This window comes from Ruegeria sp. YKSF070 (assembly GCF_059612725.1).
In genome coordinates this window covers 78,083-95,615 of sequence record NZ_JBXWRD010000014.1, presented here as the reverse complement: position 1 = coordinate 95,615, position 17,533 = coordinate 78,083, and the positions used below count along the sequence as shown (strand labels likewise).

The following is a 17,533-nucleotide window of genomic DNA, read 5'->3' as shown; positions in this document are numbered from 1 at the left end:
CCGGCGGTGACGGACAGATCGAGCGGTCGTCCCTGGCTGTCACAGATGGCATGAAGCTTGGTGTTCATGCCGCCCTTGGTGCGACCGATCAGGCGAGCGCGCCCCCTTTTTTGGCGGCCATGCTGGTCGCCGTTCGATGTGCCTTCGGGTATGTTGCATCGATCATCACGGTCGTCTTCTCACCGTGTTTCGTAGCCAACCCCGCCATCATCCGCGCAAAAATTCCTTTCTCGCTCCAACGTTTCCACCGGCTGTAGAGCGTCTTGTGTGGACCATGGGCGGCAGGCGCGTCCCGCCAGCGCAACCCATTGCGATTGATGAAGATAATCCCACTCAGAACCCGCCTATCATCAACTCGCGGCTTGCCGTGCGACTTCGGGAAGAAAGGGGCGAGCTTGGCCATCTGCGCGTCAGTCAGCCAGTAAAGGTCGCTCATGTCACCGCTCCATTTTCTGAGCCGTGAATCACGCCGTGCGACCGAAATCAATGCATCCTGACCCTAGGGGGACCTCAGACAATAGCTGATCAAAGCCACTAATGATGAGCTTACACCATCCGGTCGCAGCGTCCTGAAAAGCAGCTATTCATCCAATAGACAATCAATGCGACCAACATTCATATGCGTCTTATCCATAGATGAAGGCTGGGAACCACAAGGCTAGTTGTGGCAGCATTACCAAGAGAGCGAGAACGACAAGCTCTGTCACCACAAACGGCCAGATACCTTTGAAGACCTCGGTCACAGGCATACGCGTCACCCCGGCGACGACAAACACGTTCATGCCCATGGGCGGGGTGATCAGCCCTATTTCGGCTGTTTTCACAAAGATCACGCCAAGCCAGACAGGGTCATATCCCAGTTGCGTCATGAGCGGGAAAACGACAGGCAAGGTCAGGATCAGAATAGCGAGTTGATCAAGGAAAAAGCCGAGAACCAGCAAGAGGAGCAAGACCAGACCAAGCACCGCCCAGTTAGGCAGCCCGCTTTCCGCGATGAGATTGAGCAGCAGGTTCGTCGTTCCGTTGAGCGCCATGAAGACGCCGATAACGGCTGAGAAGCCCACGATCGTCAGGATCATCGCGCTGGAGCGCGCCGCGCGCGCAGCTGCGGCCCAGATGCCTGCAAAGCCGACGCGGCCCATGAGCAAGCCGATGACCAGCGCCGCAAACGCGCCGACAGCGCCTACTTCCGTTGCCGTGATGATCCCTGAGTATAGTGCAAAGACCATCCCGACCAGCAGGAGGATCACGGGCCAAGCCGTGGCGACAGATTGCCAGCGTTCGCGGGTCGTCGCTCGGGCGGCGGTTTGCGGGGCATAGTCCGGGTTGCGCCGCACCAAGATAAAGATGGTCAGCGCAAAGCCCACAGCGGTCAGTGCGCCGGGGATGAACCCGGCAAGCAGCAACCGGCCAACCGAGGTTTCGGTAAAAACGCCATAGAGGATCAACCCGATAGAGGGCGGAATCATGATCGCCAGCGTGCCGACAATGGACAGGAGTGCCGCCGAGAAACGCGGATCGTAGTTATAGCGCCGCATTTCTGGAAAGGCGACCGAGGCCAAGGTGCTGGCCGCCGCCGTGGACGACCCGGACATGGCGGCAAGCAGAACGCCACCCGCGACCGTCGCATAGGAGATCCCCCCGCGTAGATGCCCGAGAAAGCGGTGCGAGATGTTGAACAGATCCGATGTAAATCGCCCCGCGCTCAGCAACTCGGCCATCAGGATGAAGAGCGGTACGCTGGAGAGCGTATAGCTCGCCACATGCTCATACGGCGTGTGGGCCAGCACCCCGGCGATGGGGCCGGACCCGACCGTCATCCAGATGCCCGCAACACCTGCCATCAGGATGGAAAAGGCAACCGGCAGCCCGATAAGCAGGAAAAGCAAGAGCAGGCCGAAGCCGAGAAGCGCAATTGTAATCGCGGTCATGACGAGGTTTCCCCACTGCCATGGGCTGCATCATCGTCAATGTCGAGCGGCCACACGATGTCGAGAACAAGGCGAAGTGTAAGCGTCACCGTGCCAAGAGCGACCCAGACATAGCTGAGATAAATCGGAAACGGGATGGCGCCCATCCGGGTTTCCAGATGTTGGAATTTGGCGACCGCCTCGATGCAGGCATACCACGTGAACAACCCAAAGACCGGCAGGCAAATCAAGGCCGTGGCCCGCGTGTAGTTCTTGCCGAACCGGCGTTTCAGCCCGTCGGAAACCACATCCAGTCGCACATGCACGCCTTGCGCATAGTTGGATGACAAGGTCGCGAAAACGAGGATGACCATAAAATACAGACTCGTCATCTCGAAGTTCCCGCGCAACGGGCTGTTGAACAGGTGGCGCCCCATGGCATCAACCGTGATCGAGAGCATCATCAGCAAGAGACCAGCCGTCGCCACAGCCAAAAGCCCCTTTTCTAAGAGTGACAGCATCTTGCGCATCTGCGCTTTCCTTCTTGTGGTGATGCGACCGCCGGCGCGCTGACTGGACCGCGCCGGGGTGATAAAGATGTCTTACTGCTGCGCCGCCAGAAGCGCGCTGTAAGCGGCCGAAACCTCGGCGGCCATCGGGTTGCGCGCGCCCACGGTCTCGACCCAGTTTTCACCGATCGACGCCAGGGCCGCGTCGATCTCGGCCACAACGCTTTCGGGCACGGTGATCATGGTCATGCCTGCTTCGGTCAGCTTCTTTTCGGACCCGGCATTGACCTTGACGAAGGTCGCGCTGCTGGCGGTGCCAACCTCGGCTCCTGCGCGCGCCACCTGCTCTTGCTGCTCGGGGGTTAGCTTTTGCCAGTCGCTTTCGGCGATCACCAGGAAGAACCCGATAGAGCCCATCGACAGGTTGGTCGTCACCGCCTTGGCCACCTCTTCAAGCTTGTAGGAGGGAACCGAGGCCGTCAGGTTGATCGCCCCATCGACCGTGCCACGCTCAAGCGCGAGGTAGAGATCGCTGACCGGCATTTCGACCGGCACCATGCCCAGCGCCGAGATCGCATCGCCCGCCGTCGCGTGGGGGACGCGGATCTTGAGACCCGCAAGGTCGGCCAGGCTGTTGATCTCAATGGTCTTGGTCAGAACAAGCTGCGTCTGCGGCAGCAGGTTCATCATGATCGGACGCACTTTGTTGGGTAGAAACTCTGCGTCAACCAGCTTGTCCTGCACCAGTTGCCAGTAGGCGGCGTGGCCCTTTTCAAGGTCCGAGAACGCCCCCGGCAGTTCCGCAATGGTCGACAGCGGCATGGCATCGCCCACATAGCCGACGCCAACAAAGCCCATATTCGCAATGCCGCTCTTAACGGCGTTGAGCGTGCCGGGCGCATTGGCGAGCTGCCCACCGGGAAAGTTTTCTACCTGAACAGTGCCGCCCGTATATTCATTGATCTTCGCAATCAGAGGGTTGATGATCAGCTTGGTGCCGAAATGCTCGGGCGGCAGGTAGGAGGCCATGCGCAATGTGACCGTGTCGGCCCAAGCTGCACCGCCTGCGCTCATGGCCAGTGCGACGACACCAGCGCGAAAGATGTTGTTCATGATACCCATTTGGTTTCCTCCCATTCAGGTGTTTATCGGCCCATGAAGTTCGGTGGCCGTTTTTCAATGAAGGCGGTCATGCCTTCGATACGATCTTCGCTGGTGTAGGGGTCCGGCCCGACGTTGAGCCGCAGCGCCGCCGCGAGCGGCAACCCCATGGATTTGGTCGAAGCCTCCTTGCAGCGCCGCACGGTCAGAGGCGCGTTGGCGGCGATGGTTGATGCCAGACTGCGCACCGCCTCGCGGATTTCATCCGCAGGCAGCACGCTGTTCAAAAAGCCATGTGCCAGGCCCTCATGATGCGTCATCGGTCGGCCCGTATAGAGCAGTTCAAGCGCCAGCGCGCGCGGGACCAGACGCGGCAGGATCACCGAGGCGAAATGCGCCCCCATGCCCACCTTGGCCTCGGAACTGGCCAGATGCAGGGTATCGGCGGCAAGGCGCAGGTCACAGGCCATGGCCAGATCAGCGCCCGCGCCCATGCACACGCCCTCAAGGCAGGCGATGGTTGGCTTGTTGATCTCAAGTATGCGCTCGAACGGATTGCGTGCATCGCCCTTCATCGGCGCGGGAAAGCGCGTTTCGCCCTTGGCCATGATGGCCTTGACGTCAATTCCTGCGCTAAAGGCGCGCCCGCCTGCACCAGAGAAGACGATCACGCGCACGTCCTCTCGCGCCTCTGCCTCTTCGGCCAGCGACGACAGGGCCTGAAAGCCCTCGGGCGCCAAAGCGTTCATACGCTCGGGGCGATTGATCTCAAGCCATGCGACACCGCCGTTGATGTCTAGCCAAAGCTCATGATCGAGCGGCCTCTCCATCATGCGCTCTTTCTTGGCTCAGCGACAATCGCGTTGCGCTTTCGGACGATACCGCCCATGGCCACGAGCCGCGCGATGTCTTCCGCGGCCAAACCCACCTCGGCGAACACTTCATCGGTATGTGCCGCAAAATGCGGCGGTGGCGCGTCAAAGGCGCCCGGCGTGCGCAAGAAGGTCATCGGCAGCCCCGTGCCATGATATTCGGGCGTGTCGATAAGCATCTCGTTGGCTTCGACCTGCGGGTGGTTGAAGACCTGCTCAAGGTTGAGGAACGGCCCCGCCGCCAGCCCGGCCTCGAGAATTTCCATCGCCACATCGTTGGAAGACCGGTCCTGCGTGCAGGTGGTGATCGCCGCATCCAGCGCCTCGCGGTTCTTCACACGGTCGGCGTTGGTCTTGAATCGGGGGTCTTCTGCCGCTTCGGGTGCGCCCAACACACGCATCAGCTTGGCGAATGAGCGGTCATTGCCCGCGCCCGTGAACACCTTGCCATCGGCGCAAGTATAGGCGCCATAGGGTGCCACCCAGTGTTCCGTGTTGCCCGTGGGGCGCGGGATCTTGCCGGTGGCCATCCAGCCTGCCGCGGCAGGATGCAGCATTGTCAGTCCGGTGTTGTAGAGACTCACACCTACGTGCTGGCCCTTGCCAGATTGCCCGCGCTCCAGCAGCGCCATCAGGATCGCGTTCACCGCCGAAAGACCGGTGGCATGGTCAATGAGCGGCAGGCCGATCTTGGTTCCGTCGCTGCCGGCCTCGCCATTGATCGAGGCCAGCCCGACAAAGCCTTGAACGGCCACGTCATAGCCGGCCATCCCGGCCAACGGTCCCTTGTTGCCAAACCCCGTGATCGTGCATTGCACAAGACGCGGGAAGCGCTTGGACAGCACCTCTTCGTAACCCAGACCCCATTTGGGCAGGGTGCCCAGCTTGAAGTTGTGGATCAGGACATCGGCGCCATCGAGCAGCTTGAGGAGGGCCTCGCGGCCCGCCTTCTTGCTCAGATCGAGCGCCACGGACCGCTTGTTGCGGTTCAGCCCGTTGAAATAGGTCGAGCGATCCTCGTCCAGTTTCGTGCCCCAGTTTCGGGTCTCGTCCCCAACGGGCGGTTCGACTTTGATGACATCGGCGCCTTGGTCGGCAAGCGTCTGCGTGCAGAGCGGCCCGGCATAGACTCGAGTGAGGTCAATCACCCTGAAGCCAGCGAGCGGTCCCTGAAGATTGCGCGTACTCACGGTGTTTCCCTCCTATTTGCCCACAAACGCAGGCGTTTCGCGCTTTGATGCAGCACGGATGCCTTCGCGAAAATCGGCTGTTGTCATGTGAATGCGCTGCTGTACCAGTTCATGCTCCAACGCTCGGTGCACATCCTCGGCCAGGCCCCGGCGCAGCGTGCGGCGCATGTCCTGCACGGCAATCGGTGCGTTCGTGGCGATCTCGGTGGCCAGCGCAAGCGCGGCGGCACGCTCTTGTCCCTGGGCAACAAGCTGGTCTGCCAGCCCGATCTCATGGGCCTGAGACCCGGTCAGCCGCCGCCCGGTATAAAGCATCATCGCCGCTGCATTCTGCCCGACAAGCCGGGGCAGTGTCGTGCTGATCGCAAAACCACAATGCATCCCTAGAACCGCGAAATTGGCAGAAAAGCGCGCAGCCTCGCTTGCCACCCGGAAATCAGCCGTGAGGGCAAGGCCAAGACCCCCGCCAATCGCCGGGCCCTGGACAGCGGCAACGATAGGTGTGGCAATCTCGAACAGCGCGATTGCATTGCCGTAAAGCGCCTTGGCGATCTCGACACCTTTGTCAGGATCGATCCCGCCGCCGAAATCAGCCCCGGCACAGAACACCTTGCCCGCCGCCGCCAACACGATGGCGCGGCAGTCGGGATCGGTATCCAGCGCCTGCAACTGCTGAAGCAAGGTGTCGACCAAAGTGACGTCGAAGAAATTCAGCGGCGGGCGGTCGATCTCGACGATGCCGACAAAGCCTTCGCGGCTTACCTTGATCTCGCTTTGCAGATCGCGGCGCATCCGCTCAGGTTCTCCGCTGATCATAGCGCCGGCCCATCACTGCGGCTGCGATGTTGGTCTTCTGAATGTCCATCGTGCCGCCGGCGAGGCCCCAGCCAAAGCTTTCGCGCACCCGCTGTTCCATCGGGTATTCGGTGGAATAGCCATAGCCGCCCATCAGCTGCATCGAGGTGACGCAGACATCGCGTACGATCTCATTGGCGAAGCACTTGGCAATCGAGGCCTCACCGCTGTCGGGGAAATCAGCGCCCGCATTGCAAACTGCGCGATAGAGCAGCATGCGGCTTGCATCGAGCTTAATCTTCATCTCGGCGACCTTGAGCTGCACCGCCTGGAAGTCGTCCAGCGGCCGCCCGAAGGCGCGGCGCTCCTTAATGTATTCGACCACATCATCGAAGGCCGATTGCGCAAGGCTGAGCGACATCGTGGTGTTTCCACAGCGCTCAAGCCCGAAGCTTTCCATCAGCGCCTTGAACCCGCCCGCAGGCACAACGATGTTGTCCAAGGGCACCCGGACATCATCCAGGAAGATGTCGGCATGGTGTACCGAACGGAACCCCATCAGATGTTCGCGCTTGCCGAAGCTGAGGCCGGGCGTATCCTTTTCGAGATAGACCGCACCGATCCCCGCCGCGCCCGGTTTGTCGGCCAGACGGCAATAGACCAGATACCCCCCGGCATGGCCCGCGCCCGAGCACCAGCGCTTTTGTCCGTTCAGAACGACCTCGTCGCCGTCGATCACCCCTTTGGTGGTCAAGTCGGTCAGGGCTGAGCCCGCATTTGGCTCGCTCATCGAAACCGCGACGATCAATTCGCCACGGCAGACGGCAGGCAGAACCTTTTGCTTCAGCGTCTCGCTTGCATTGCGCCAGATCGCCAGCGTCGGGCCAAAGCAGGATTCGAATATGGGAAGCGCGACAACGCTGCCGAGCTTGTTGAACTCTTCCAGCACTAGCACGGCATCAAGATGCGACATGCCCTGCCCGCCGTATTCTTCGGGCAGGTTGATGCCCAGAAAGCCCATCTCGGCGTAGCGGCGCATCCATTCGTCAGGCAGCGCCTCTTCGCGCCGTTCCAGATCGCGTGCCAGCTCCGCGAGATTCTCGCGCGCAAATCTGCGCGCCATGTCCTGCAGTTGCGCCTGTTCTTCACTGAGTTGAAAATCCATGAATGTCCCCTCTGGGCCGCGTGGCCGCACATGTTTGGTGAGAAACTAGCATCAGGGTCATTCCTATGCGATAATGGCAAAGCTATTTCATACATTCCAATTTGGAATGTCTTGGCAGAAAGGAGCCCGAACATGAGCGATGTCGAACTGACCAACCTTCAGCGCCAGGATCTTAACCAGCTGATTTCGCTCGCGGCGTTGCTTCATACAGGAGGCGTGACGCGCGCAGCCGAGCTGTTGAATGTGACCCAGCCCACCGTGAGCAAGGCGCTCACGCGCCTGCGCGCAACCTTTGGCGATCCGCTTCTGGTCCGCAGAGGCAACAGCATGCATCTGACGCCTTATGCAAATGATCTCTCGCTCAAGCTTCAGGACATCATCGCTTCGCTCGATGCGCTTTATCACCCACAAGGGCCCTTTGAACCACAAACCGTGAGTGGTTGGCTGAAGATCGGCGCCAACGATTATGTACAGGCGACCGTCGGGATGCCTTTCATTCGGCGCATGCGGGAAGCCGCGCCCAACCTTTGTGTCGAATTGAGGAGCGTCGGCTCACTCTATCCCCAGCAAATCCTTGATGAGGGCATGGTCGATATGGTGGTGAGCGCAGCCTTTCCCTTTGCCAACCTTCATCACGAAAAAACCATATCCGACCCGTTTGTATGCGTGGCCGATGCGGCCAATACAACGATCCCTGACAGGCTTTCGCTTGATGACTTCCTTGCGCTGCCACAGATCGATGTCTCGCCCACAGGCACGGGCGTCATCCGACGGTATTTCGAGCGCAGCCAGCGCCGCTTCAAGGAAGAACGCAGGATCGTCACGGTTCTGTCGTCCTTTGCCTCGCTGCCCGATGTGCTGAAAGGTTCGGACATGGTCGGGCTGATGCCCTTGCCCATGCTCAGGATCCTTCAGGGCGCACCGCTCAGGCAGATCGAACTCGATTTCGATCTGCCCGCCTATGACGTCTCGATCTGGTGGCACCCTCGTACCCATACCAACCCGATGATGCGTTGGGTGCGGGCGGAACTGATCAAAATGGTCAATGAAAGCACCAGATAGACGTTAACCGGGCTTCCAGCAAACACTCAGAACCATGGCATCCTGCTCCTAGCCAAAGACGTAGGCGTGCCCGATACCGCTGTCGAAATAGATGCTCCTTGGCCAGAAGGATGGGGTCTTTGCCCTTGAGATGTACGGTGGGTCTTGTCAGAAGGAATCTGGTTGAGGCGGGGAGGGCGGCTTGTAGCTCCTTTCCATGCCCAAACGCGATCCATTTAGGTATTTTCACAGCGGCCCGGAATTGTTGCAGAACTTGGGCTTGAGGCGCGCTGGCCCCTTACCCCATTGACGTCAGGCGACGCGAACGATCTCGGCGGTGCCGAAGGCGTTGAAGCGGTTCACGAGTGCGATGCGGATGTGGATTTCGGCCGTCTGGCGGTCGGGGTCTCTGGCGGCGATGCGTTCTCCGAATGCTTTCAGGCGGCGCATTTTCGCTTCGACCCGACCCGGGCGTGATAGCCCGCCCAGCGCTTCCAGAAGGCTCGGCCATGGTATCGGGTGGCGCGCAGGGTTTGGTTGCGGACGCATGCGGCCGGGCAGTCTTCCTTCCATAATCGACCGTTCTTGCGGATCGGAATGATCGGGACCGCGTCGCGCTCGAGGATCGCGCTGTGGCACCGGCGCGTGTCATAGGCACCATCAGCGGTCACGGTGCCGATCTCTTCGTCGTCGGTTATCTGGTCCAGTAGATCAGGCAGGACAGGGCTGTCGCCATCTCGGCTGAGGGTGAACTCGACCGTGCGGATATCGGATGTGACCGTGTCCATGGCCAAATGTACTTTGCGCCATTGGCGTCGCCCCTGGACACCATGCTTGCGGGCTTGCCATTCGCCATCGCCGAGGAACTTGATCCCGGTACTGTCCACCAACAGGTTCAGTGACCCGTCGGCGCGGCGATATGGGATCTGCACCTGCAGGGTCTTCTGCCTCCGGCATAGCGTCGAGTAATCCGGAACCGGCCAATCAAGCCCGGCCAGGCGCAGGAGGCTTGCTGCCATCCCGGCGGTCTGACTGAACGGTAGCTTAAACAGCACCTTGATCGACAAGCAGAACTGGATTGCCGCTTCCGAGAAGACCGCGGGGCGGCCCGGACGGCCTTCATGCGGTGCGTGCCACGCCATCTCCTTGTCAAGCCAGCCCATCAGAGACCCGCGCTTGCGGAGCGCAGCGTTTTAGGCGGACCAATTCGTCGTGTGGTTGCGGGCGGGCCTGGGCTTGCTCATGCCATCCGTCTAAACGCATGGATTCATCAAGTGAATCCTTCAGAGCGAGAGTTCTGCAACAATGCTGCATCGATGCGGAAATGCATTTGATTTTTTGCGCGCGGTAATAAATTGTTAAGTTTCAGAAAGTTTGAGAGGTCGGCGCAGATGAGCAAGCACAAGATCCGGAACATGGAAGAGTTTGCTGCGCATAGCGGTGTCTCGCGGCCCACGGCGTCGAAATATTTCGACGATCCTCAGAGTGTACGCCCCTCGACGCGTGAGAAGATCGAGAGGGCGCTGGAAACCTGCGACTACCGGCCCAACATTTTCGCCATTAACCAGAACCGGAAACTGACCAAGAATATCGGCATTGTGGTGCCCTATCTGGCGGATCCTTTCTTTGCGGAGATTGCGCGCCGGATCGAGACGCTCGTGATCGAAGCCGGGTTCCGCCCGATCCTTTTGTCATCTCATGGCGATCCGGCGCTTGAGGTCGGCAATCTCGACTCCCTGCGCTCGATCAAGCCGGCGGGGGTGCTGCTCGCGCCACTGGGCCGGGCATCGGATAGGCGGGCGATCGAAGCCTTCTGCAAGAGCGTTCCGACCGTGAATTTCGACGCCAATATCGAGGGGGTGGGCGAGGCATTCATCGGTCACGACAATGCCCAGGCCACTAAGATCATGCTGGAATACCTGACAAGGTCCGGAGAACCTCCGGTCTTTTTCGAGATGCGCACGCCGCCGAACCCGAATGCCAACAAGCGTCGCAATGCCTATATCGAGGGCATGGAGCAGATGGGCCTGACGCCGCATATGATCCAGGCCGCAGGTGAGGGCTGGGATCTGGAAGAGATCGGGTATCAAGAAGGTCTGCGGGTGATCTCTGCGGGGCGGTTGGCCACAAACACGGTGTTTTGCAGCAATGATCGACTGGCCATAGGTTTCCTTGCCGCAGCCTATGAATTGAGGGTGAGTGTGGGGCGGGGGCCGGACTGTTCGCTGCGGGTGGCCGGTCACGACAACCACCCGTTCTCGCGCTATACCTGCCCAACCTTGACGACGGTTTCGCACAATTATTCTGCGATCGCGACGACCAGCGTCGAGACGATCCTGTCCCTGATCGAATCGGGAGAACGGGGAGCTGCTCGCGAAACGAGGCTGTTCAACGGAGAGCTGATCATGCGCGCATCAGCGTAATGCTTTGATAAGAAAAGAAATCACTAAATTTACGCGCGTAAAAAAATAAATTGACGAGAGGCAATCTGATTTCTTATCGTGAAACGACAAACTCACGAGAGGGAGGACTCGTATGTATTTCCGAAACGCACTTGGTGCGGCGACGGCCATGTCGCTCTTGGCGACCAGCGGTGCATTTGCCGATACCATCACGATTGCGACCGTTAACAACGGTGACATGATCCGCATGCAGGGCTACACCGATGACTTCACGGCCAAGACGGGTCATGAGGTCGAATGGGTGACGTTGGAGGAAAACGTTCTTCGTCAGCGTGTTACCACCGACATCACCACCAAGGGTGGCGCGTTCGACATCATGACCATCGGTATGTACGAAACCCCGATCTGGGGTGCCAATGGCTGGCTGGTGCCGCTCGACGACCTGTCGGATGCCTATGATGTCAACGACATCCTGCCGGCGATGCGTGGCGGGCTCAGCCATGAGGGTACGCTCTACGCCGCGCCGTTCTATGGCGAAAGCTCGATGGTCATGTACCGCACCGACCTGATGGAAAAGGCCGGGCTGACGATGCCCGAGGCACCGACCTGGGATTTCATTCGCCAGGCGGCGATCGCGATGACCGACCGCGACAATGAAATCAACGGTGTCTGCCTGCGCGGCAAGGCCGGTTGGGGTGAAGGCGGCGCCTTTATCACGGTCACCGGGAACTCCTTTGGCGCGCGCTGGTTCGACGAGGACTGGAATGCCCAGTTCGATCAGCCGGAATGGGCCAATGCGCTCAACTTCTTTGTCGATCTGATGACCGAAGCCGGACCTCCGGGATATGCCACCAACGGCTTCAACGAGAACCTGTCGCTGTTCCAGCAGGGCAAGTGCGGCATGTGGATCGACGCAACCGTGGCGGCCTCGTTCGTGACCAACCCCAAGGATTCGACGGTTGCCGACAAGGTCGGCTTTGCGCTGGCGCCCGATACCGGCATGGGCAAGCGGTCGAACTGGCTGTGGGCTTGGGCGCTGGCAGTGCCGGCGGGCACCCAGAAGGAAGCGGCGGCCAAGCAGTTCATCGAATGGGCGACCTCGAAGGAGTATATCGAACTGGTCGCGGCCAAGGAGGGGTGGGCCAACGTCCCGCCGGGGGCGCGGACTTCGCTCTATGAGAACCCCGAATATCAGAAGGTTCCGTTTGCCAAGATGACGCTGGATTCGATCAACGCGGCCGATCCGACGAACCCGACAGTCAAGCCGGTTCCCTATGTCGGTATCCAGTTCGTGGCGATCCCCGAATTTGCCGGAATCGCGACCGAGGTCAGCCAAGAGTTCTCGGCGGTCTATGCCGGTCAGCAGACCGTGGAAGAGGCTTTGGCCAAGGCGCAGGCCTTGACCAATGATGCGATGGAAGCCGCGGGCTATCGCTAGGGTCCCTCCCTTGTCAGAGAGCGGTCTTGCCGCTCTCTGACTTTCCGATCCCGGAAACTGAGGATCGGCGCCGGGAACTTTTGCGGCGCGCGTGAACACAGGAGATATGTCAATGGCCACGCAGCATTCACGATCTGCTGCGCGCATCATGATGGCCCCCGCCGTGATCCTGCTTTTGGGCTGGATGCTGGTGCCGCTGACGATGACGCTCTACTTTTCTTTCAAGAAATACCTGCCTTTGCGCGGCGGTGACCTGGGTTGGGTCGGGTTCGAAAACTACGTGCGCTTCGTGACCTCCAGCGCGTTCTGGCCGGCGATTGCGACCACGCTGATCATCGTGGGCGGCGTTTTGGTGATCACCGTCTTTCTGGGGATCCTGCTGGCGATCCTGCTCGATCAACCGATGTGGGGGCAGGGGGTCGTCCGTATCCTGGTCATTGCGCCCTTTTTCGTCATGCCGACCGTGTCGGGCCTGGTCTGGAAAAACATGTTCATGGACCCGGTGAATGGATTTCTGGCCCATCTCTGGAAAGCCTTCGGTGCCGAGCCCGTGCAATGGCTCAGCCAGGCGTCGTTGCCGTCGCTCATCATGATTGTGTCCTGGCAATGGTTGCCCTTTGCCACGCTTATCCTGCTGACCGCGATCCAGTCGCTGGACCGCGAGCAAGTCGAGGCGGCAGAGATGGACGGGGCGGGCTGGTTCAGCCGGTTCTGGTTCATCGTGCTGCCGCACCTCTCGCGCGCGATCACCATCGTGGTGTTGATCCAGACGATCTTTCTGTTGTCGATCTTTGCCGAGATCTTTGTCACCACCGCCGGCGCCTTTGGCACCAAGACGCTCACATACCTGATTTATCAGCGGGTTCTGGAAAGCCAGAATGTCGGGCTGGGGTCTGCGGGCGGGGTCTATGCAATCATTCTAGCCAATATCGTTGCCTTCTTCCTGATGCGCATCGTCGGCAAGAATCTGGACGCGTGAGGAGAACGGAAAATGGCCCGCGCCGTCACAACCCGCCGCAAGGCACTGAATACCGCCATCGCCTGGACAGTTGGTCTGCTGATCTTCTTCCCGATCCTCTGGATCGTGGTCCTGTCCTTCAAGGCCGAGGGCGATGCCATCCGCACACCGCTCGAAGTCCTGACCTCTGCCTGGACGTTTGAAAGCTATGAGGTCGTGCAGGAACGGTCGGATTATTTCAAGCACTTCATGAATTCCGTGATCATTGCCCTGGGGTCGACGCTGCTTGGCGTGCTGATCGCGGTTCCGGCGGCGTGGTCGATGGCTTTCGTGCCCTCAAAGCGCACCAAGGACATCCTGATGTGGATGCTCTCGACCAAGATGCTGCCGGCGGTGGGCGTGCTCTATCCGATCTACCTGATGTTCATCAGGCTGGGGTTGCTCGATACGCGCACCGGGCTGGTGGTGGTGCTTATGCTGATCAACCTGCCGATCATTGTGTGGATGCTCTACACGTATTTCCGCGAGATCCCCGGCGAGATCCTGGAAGCCGCCCGGATGGACGGCGCCGGTCTGCGCGAGGAACTTCTCTATGTCCTGACCCCGATGGCGGTGCCCGGAATAGCCTCGACCGTTCTTCTGAACGTGATCCTGGCCTGGAACGAGGCGTTCTGGACCCTCAATCTGACGGCGGCCAAGGCTGCGCCGCTGACAGCCTTCATCGCAAGCTATTCCAGCCCCGAAGGACTGTTCTATTCCAAGCTCAGCGCGGCTTCGGTCATGGCCATCGCGCCGATCCTGGTGATGGGCTGGTTCAGCCAGAAACAACTCGTCCGCGGCCTGACATTCGGCGCAGTGAAATAAGGACTGACACGATGGGACAAATCGAAATGAAGCGGGTCGCCAAGACGTTTGGAGACATCGAAGTCATCCCGCCGCTGGACCTGACAATCAACGATGGAGAATTCGTGGTCTTTGTCGGCCCGTCAGGCTGTGGCAAGTCAACGCTTCTGCGGCTGATCGCGGGGCTGGAGGATGTGAGCAGCGGGCAGATGCTGATCGACGGGCAGGATGCCACATCGATGCCCCCGGCCAAGCGGAGACTGGCCATGGTGTTCCAGTCCTATGCACTTTACCCGCATATGTCGGTACGCAAGAACATCGCCTTTCCGCTGCGCATGGCCGGGCTGGACAAGGCCGAACAGGACCGGCGTGTTGCGCAGGCCGCCGAGGTTCTGAACCTGACCGATTATCTGGACCGGCGTCCGGGACAACTCTCGGGCGGTCAACGCCAGCGCGTGGCCATCGGACGCGCCATTGTGCGCGAACCGGCGGCGTTCCTGTTCGACGAGCCGCTGTCGAACCTCGACGCGGCGCTGCGCGTGGGGATGCGGCTGGAAATCAGCGAATTGCACAAGCGCCTTGCGACAACGATGATCTATGTGACCCATGATCAGGTCGAGGCAATGACGATGGCCGACAAGATCGTGGTGCTTCAGGCCGGAGTGATCGAACAGGTCGGCAGCCCGCTGGAGCTGTACCGTACCCCGCGCAACACCTTTGTCGCCGGTTTCATCGGCTCTCCGAAAATGAACCTTCTGGAAGGGCCCGAGGCGCAGAAACTGGGCGCGCGTACCATCGGCATCCGGCCCGAACATGTCGCGATATCGGATACCGACGGGGCGTGGCCCGGTACGGTCGGCGTGTCCGAGCATCTGGGGTCGGACACGTTCTTTCACGTCAAATGCGATGCGTTTCCAGAACCGCTGACCGTGCGGGCCAGCGGCGAAAGGGAATTGTCCTACGGTGCGCGCGTCTTCCTGACCCCCGATCCGGCGCATCTGCACCGGTTCGACGACAAGGGGTTGCGCCAGGAATGAAACGACTCGCCGGAAAAACCGCCCTGATCACCGGGGCCGCACGCGGTATCGGGCTGGAATTCGCCCGCACTTATGTCGCCGAAGGCGCGCAGGTCGCGCTCTGCGACATCGACATTGACCGCGCCCGGAGCGCGGCAAAGCTGATAGGCGCGGCAGCGCTGGCGGTGCATATGGATGTGACCCGGCAAGAGAGCATCGACAAAGCCATCGCCAAAATCGTCGCCCATTTCGGCGGCATCGACATTCTGGTCAACAATGCCGCGATCTTCAGCGCGGCTCCGATCGTCGAGCTCGACCGCGCCGACTATGCCCGCGTGTTCGATATCAACGTCGCCGGCACTCTGTTCACGCTGCAAGCGGTGGCGCGGCACATGATCGAAACTGGCACGCGTGGCAAGATCATCAACATGGCCTCGCAGGCCGGGCGGCGCGGCGAACCCCTGGTTGCGGTCTATTGCGCCTCCAAGGCGGCGGTGATCAGCCTGACGCAATCTGCCGGGCTGAACCTTGTCCGCCATGGCATCAACGTGAACGCCATCGCGCCGGGCGTCGTTGAGGGCGAACATTGGGATGGGGTCGATGCGTTCTTTGCCCGCTACGAGAACAAGCCGTTGGGACAGAAGAAAAAGGAAGTGGCCGAGGCCGTACCGATCGGGCGCATGGCAGATGCCTCGGATTTGACTGGAATGGCCGTGTTTCTTGCCAGCGGCGAGTCCGACTATGTCGTCGCGCAGACCTTCGGCGTTGACGGCGGGAACTGGATGAGCTGATGTCCCCGCTTTTCTCTGGAGAACCTGTCCCCGTAAAACTGAGCAATTCCACTCTGACGGCGCTGCCGCAAGATGTCCTGAAACCGGTCTACGACAGGTCGACTCTCAGGCCGGGTATCTTGCATATCGGTGTCGGAAACTTCCATCGCGCCCATCAGGCCTGGTACCTGCATCGTCTGATGCAGATCGGTTTGGCCCGCGACTGGGCGATCGTCGGTGCTGGCATGCGCAGTTATGACGAGGAGCAGCGCCGGAAACTGGCGGGGCAGGATTACCTGACGACCCTGATCGAGCTTACCCCTTCGGGCAGCTCGGCCGAGGTGATCGGGTCGATGATTGACTATGTTCCGGTGGTGCCCGGCAACGGGCCACTGATCGAGTACATGGCTCGTCCCGAAATCCGGATCGTGTCGCTGACCGTGACGGAGGGGGGGTACTACCTCGATCCGGTGACGCGGGCGTTGGATAGCGCGCACCCCGATATACGGCACGATGCGGCGTATCCCGAACAGCCCAGGACCGCTTTCGGGGCAATGGTTGCCGCCCTGAAGCTGCGGCGCCAGAACGGGATCGGACCGTTTTCGGGTCTGTGTTGCGACAACCTGCAGGGCAACGGTGCCATCCTTCGCCACGTGGTCGTTTCACTGGCCCGCCTGTCCGATCCTGAGCTGGCGGACTGGATCGACGCGCATTGCAGCTTTCCCAACTCGATGGTCGATTGCATCGTTCCCGCTACCGGCCCAAAGGAAATGGAACTGGCGCGGGTCCATGGCATCGATGACGCGGTCCCGGTGACGCACGAGGATTTCCGCCAGTGGGTGATCGAGGATGCGTTCTGCGCGGGTCGACCCGAATGGGACAGGGCCGGGGCAGTCTTTGCCGACGACGTGCATGCCTATGAGGCGATGAAGATCCGGATCCTGAACGGCGGGCATCAGATCGTCGCCAATCCGGGTGAAATTCTTTCACTTCCCACGATCGCGGACTGTATGGCGCATGAACGGATCAGGGCCTTGTTCCGCAAGATCGCGCGAGAAGAGATCGCACCTCATGTGGCACCGGTTCCGGGAATGGCGCCGGACGCCTATGCCGATCTGATTGAACGCCGGTTCTCGAACCGCAGCATCGTGGACACCACGCGGCGGGTTGCTTTCGACGGGTCCTCGCGGCATCCGGGCTTTGTGATCCCGTCGATCCGCGCGGGCCTTGCCGCGGGCATCAGTGTCGAGGGGCTGGCTCTGGTCGAGGCGATCTGGGCGCGCATGTGCGAGGGCACCCGCGAGGATGGTACCCGGATCGACCCCAACGACCCATTCTGGGACCGATTGCAGGCGGCGGCGGTGGCGGCCCGGCACGACCCCTCGGTGTGGCTTGCACAGGCGCCCATCTATGGGGATCTGTCAGAAGCATCCGGGTTCGCCGATGCATTCGGCAGGTGGTTGGTGCAGATCTGGCAAGAGGGTGTTGAGGCCGCGATAGCCGACTATCTGGCGCGGTGAGCG

At 60.5% G+C, this 17,533-nt stretch carries 15 protein-coding genes and 2 pseudogenes; 8 read left to right on the top strand and 9 right to left on the bottom strand.

Annotated elements, in window-relative coordinates; translation table 11 throughout:
* The 8 genes and pseudogenes from AC2FL1_RS10140 to AC2FL1_RS10105 form a co-directional block, all read right to left on the bottom strand.
* A pseudogene (locus AC2FL1_RS10140) lies at nt 1-436 on the bottom strand (IS5 family transposase); the annotation flags it as partial.
* Nucleotides 437-626: 190 nt separating this feature from the next.
* On the bottom strand, nt 627-1,931 hold the full coding sequence (locus AC2FL1_RS10135; RefSeq protein ID WP_496828822.1) for a TRAP transporter large permease: 1,305 nt from the start codon (nt 1,929-1,931) through the stop codon (nt 627-629).
* A complete protein-coding gene (locus tag AC2FL1_RS10130) occupies nt 1,928-2,440 on the bottom strand; it encodes a TRAP transporter small permease (RefSeq protein WP_496828820.1) in 513 nt (170 codons plus the stop codon). Before AC2FL1_RS10130 ends, AC2FL1_RS10135 begins: the two co-directional genes overlap by 4 nt.
* Before the next feature lie 72 nt (nt 2,441-2,512).
* A complete protein-coding gene (gene dctP / locus AC2FL1_RS10125) occupies nt 2,513-3,541 on the bottom strand; it encodes a TRAP transporter substrate-binding protein DctP (protein ID WP_496876829.1) in 1,029 nt (342 codons plus the stop codon).
* A 23-nt stretch (nt 3,542-3,564) separates the two neighbouring features.
* The gene (locus AC2FL1_RS10120; RefSeq protein WP_496828816.1) at nt 3,565-4,353 is read right to left on the bottom strand and encodes an enoyl-CoA hydratase/isomerase family protein; all 789 of its coding nucleotides are present in this window, start codon (nt 4,351-4,353) and stop codon (nt 3,565-3,567) included.
* The gene (locus AC2FL1_RS10115) at nt 4,350-5,582 is read right to left on the bottom strand and encodes a CaiB/BaiF CoA transferase family protein (RefSeq protein ID WP_496876828.1); all 1,233 of its coding nucleotides are present in this window, start codon (nt 5,580-5,582) and stop codon (nt 4,350-4,352) included. Before AC2FL1_RS10115 ends, AC2FL1_RS10120 begins: the two co-directional genes overlap by 4 nt.
* Before the next feature lie 12 nt (nt 5,583-5,594).
* Nucleotides 5,595-6,374, bottom strand: coding sequence for an enoyl-CoA hydratase/isomerase family protein (locus AC2FL1_RS10110; protein ID WP_496876827.1), 780 nt, complete (start codon nt 6,372-6,374; stop codon nt 5,595-5,597).
* 4 nt (nt 6,375-6,378) lie between these two features.
* Entirely contained in the window at nt 6,379-7,542 is a 1,164-nt protein-coding gene (locus AC2FL1_RS10105; protein WP_496876826.1) for an acyl-CoA dehydrogenase family protein, read from the bottom strand.
* Between the two features lie 132 nt (nt 7,543-7,674).
* On the opposite strand from AC2FL1_RS10105, the gene AC2FL1_RS10100 reads away from it, so the two are divergent.
* The gene (locus AC2FL1_RS10100; RefSeq protein ID WP_496828808.1) at nt 7,675-8,604 is read left to right on the top strand and encodes a LysR family transcriptional regulator; all 930 of its coding nucleotides are present in this window, start codon (nt 7,675-7,677) and stop codon (nt 8,602-8,604) included.
* 291 nt (nt 8,605-8,895) lie between these two features.
* Here AC2FL1_RS10100 and AC2FL1_RS10095 read toward each other — a convergent pair.
* A pseudogene (locus AC2FL1_RS10095) lies at nt 8,896-9,827 on the bottom strand (IS5 family transposase).
* 147 nt (nt 9,828-9,974) lie between these two features.
* Between AC2FL1_RS10095 and AC2FL1_RS10090 the strand changes: the two are divergent.
* The 7 genes from AC2FL1_RS10090 (at nt 9,975) to AC2FL1_RS10060 (ending at nt 17,530) form a co-directional block, all read left to right on the top strand.
* Nucleotides 9,975-11,006 (top strand): LacI family DNA-binding transcriptional regulator, encoded by a 1,032-nt coding sequence (locus AC2FL1_RS10090; protein ID WP_496828806.1) that lies wholly within the window; start codon nt 9,975-9,977, stop codon nt 11,004-11,006.
* A 112-nt stretch (nt 11,007-11,118) separates the two neighbouring features.
* Nucleotides 11,119-12,423 (top strand): ABC transporter substrate-binding protein, encoded by a 1,305-nt coding sequence (locus AC2FL1_RS10085; RefSeq protein ID WP_496854663.1) that lies wholly within the window; start codon nt 11,119-11,121, stop codon nt 12,421-12,423.
* Between the two features lie 112 nt (nt 12,424-12,535).
* Nucleotides 12,536-13,402 carry a carbohydrate ABC transporter permease gene (locus AC2FL1_RS10080; protein WP_234221484.1) on the top strand — a complete coding sequence of 289 codons (867 nt, stop codon included), beginning with the start codon at nt 12,536-12,538 and terminating at the stop codon, nt 13,400-13,402.
* Nucleotides 13,403-13,414: 12 nt separating this feature from the next.
* Complete coding sequence (locus AC2FL1_RS10075) at nt 13,415-14,245, top strand: carbohydrate ABC transporter permease (protein ID WP_234169487.1); 831 nt, start codon at nt 13,415-13,417, stop codon at nt 14,243-14,245.
* A gap of 11 nt (nt 14,246-14,256) precedes the next feature.
* Nucleotides 14,257-15,261 carry an ABC transporter ATP-binding protein gene (locus AC2FL1_RS10070; RefSeq protein WP_496876825.1) on the top strand — a complete coding sequence of 335 codons (1,005 nt, stop codon included), beginning with the start codon at nt 14,257-14,259 and terminating at the stop codon, nt 15,259-15,261.
* Entirely contained in the window at nt 15,258-16,031 is a 774-nt protein-coding gene (locus tag AC2FL1_RS10065) for an L-iditol 2-dehydrogenase (RefSeq protein ID WP_496876824.1), read from the top strand. The genes AC2FL1_RS10070 and AC2FL1_RS10065 overlap by 4 nt, the downstream gene beginning before the upstream one ends.
* Entirely contained in the window at nt 16,031-17,530 is a 1,500-nt protein-coding gene (locus tag AC2FL1_RS10060) for a mannitol dehydrogenase family protein (protein ID WP_496876823.1), read from the top strand. The genes AC2FL1_RS10065 and AC2FL1_RS10060 overlap by 1 nt, the downstream gene beginning before the upstream one ends.
* The last annotated feature ends 3 nt before the right edge of the window (nt 17,531-17,533 follow it).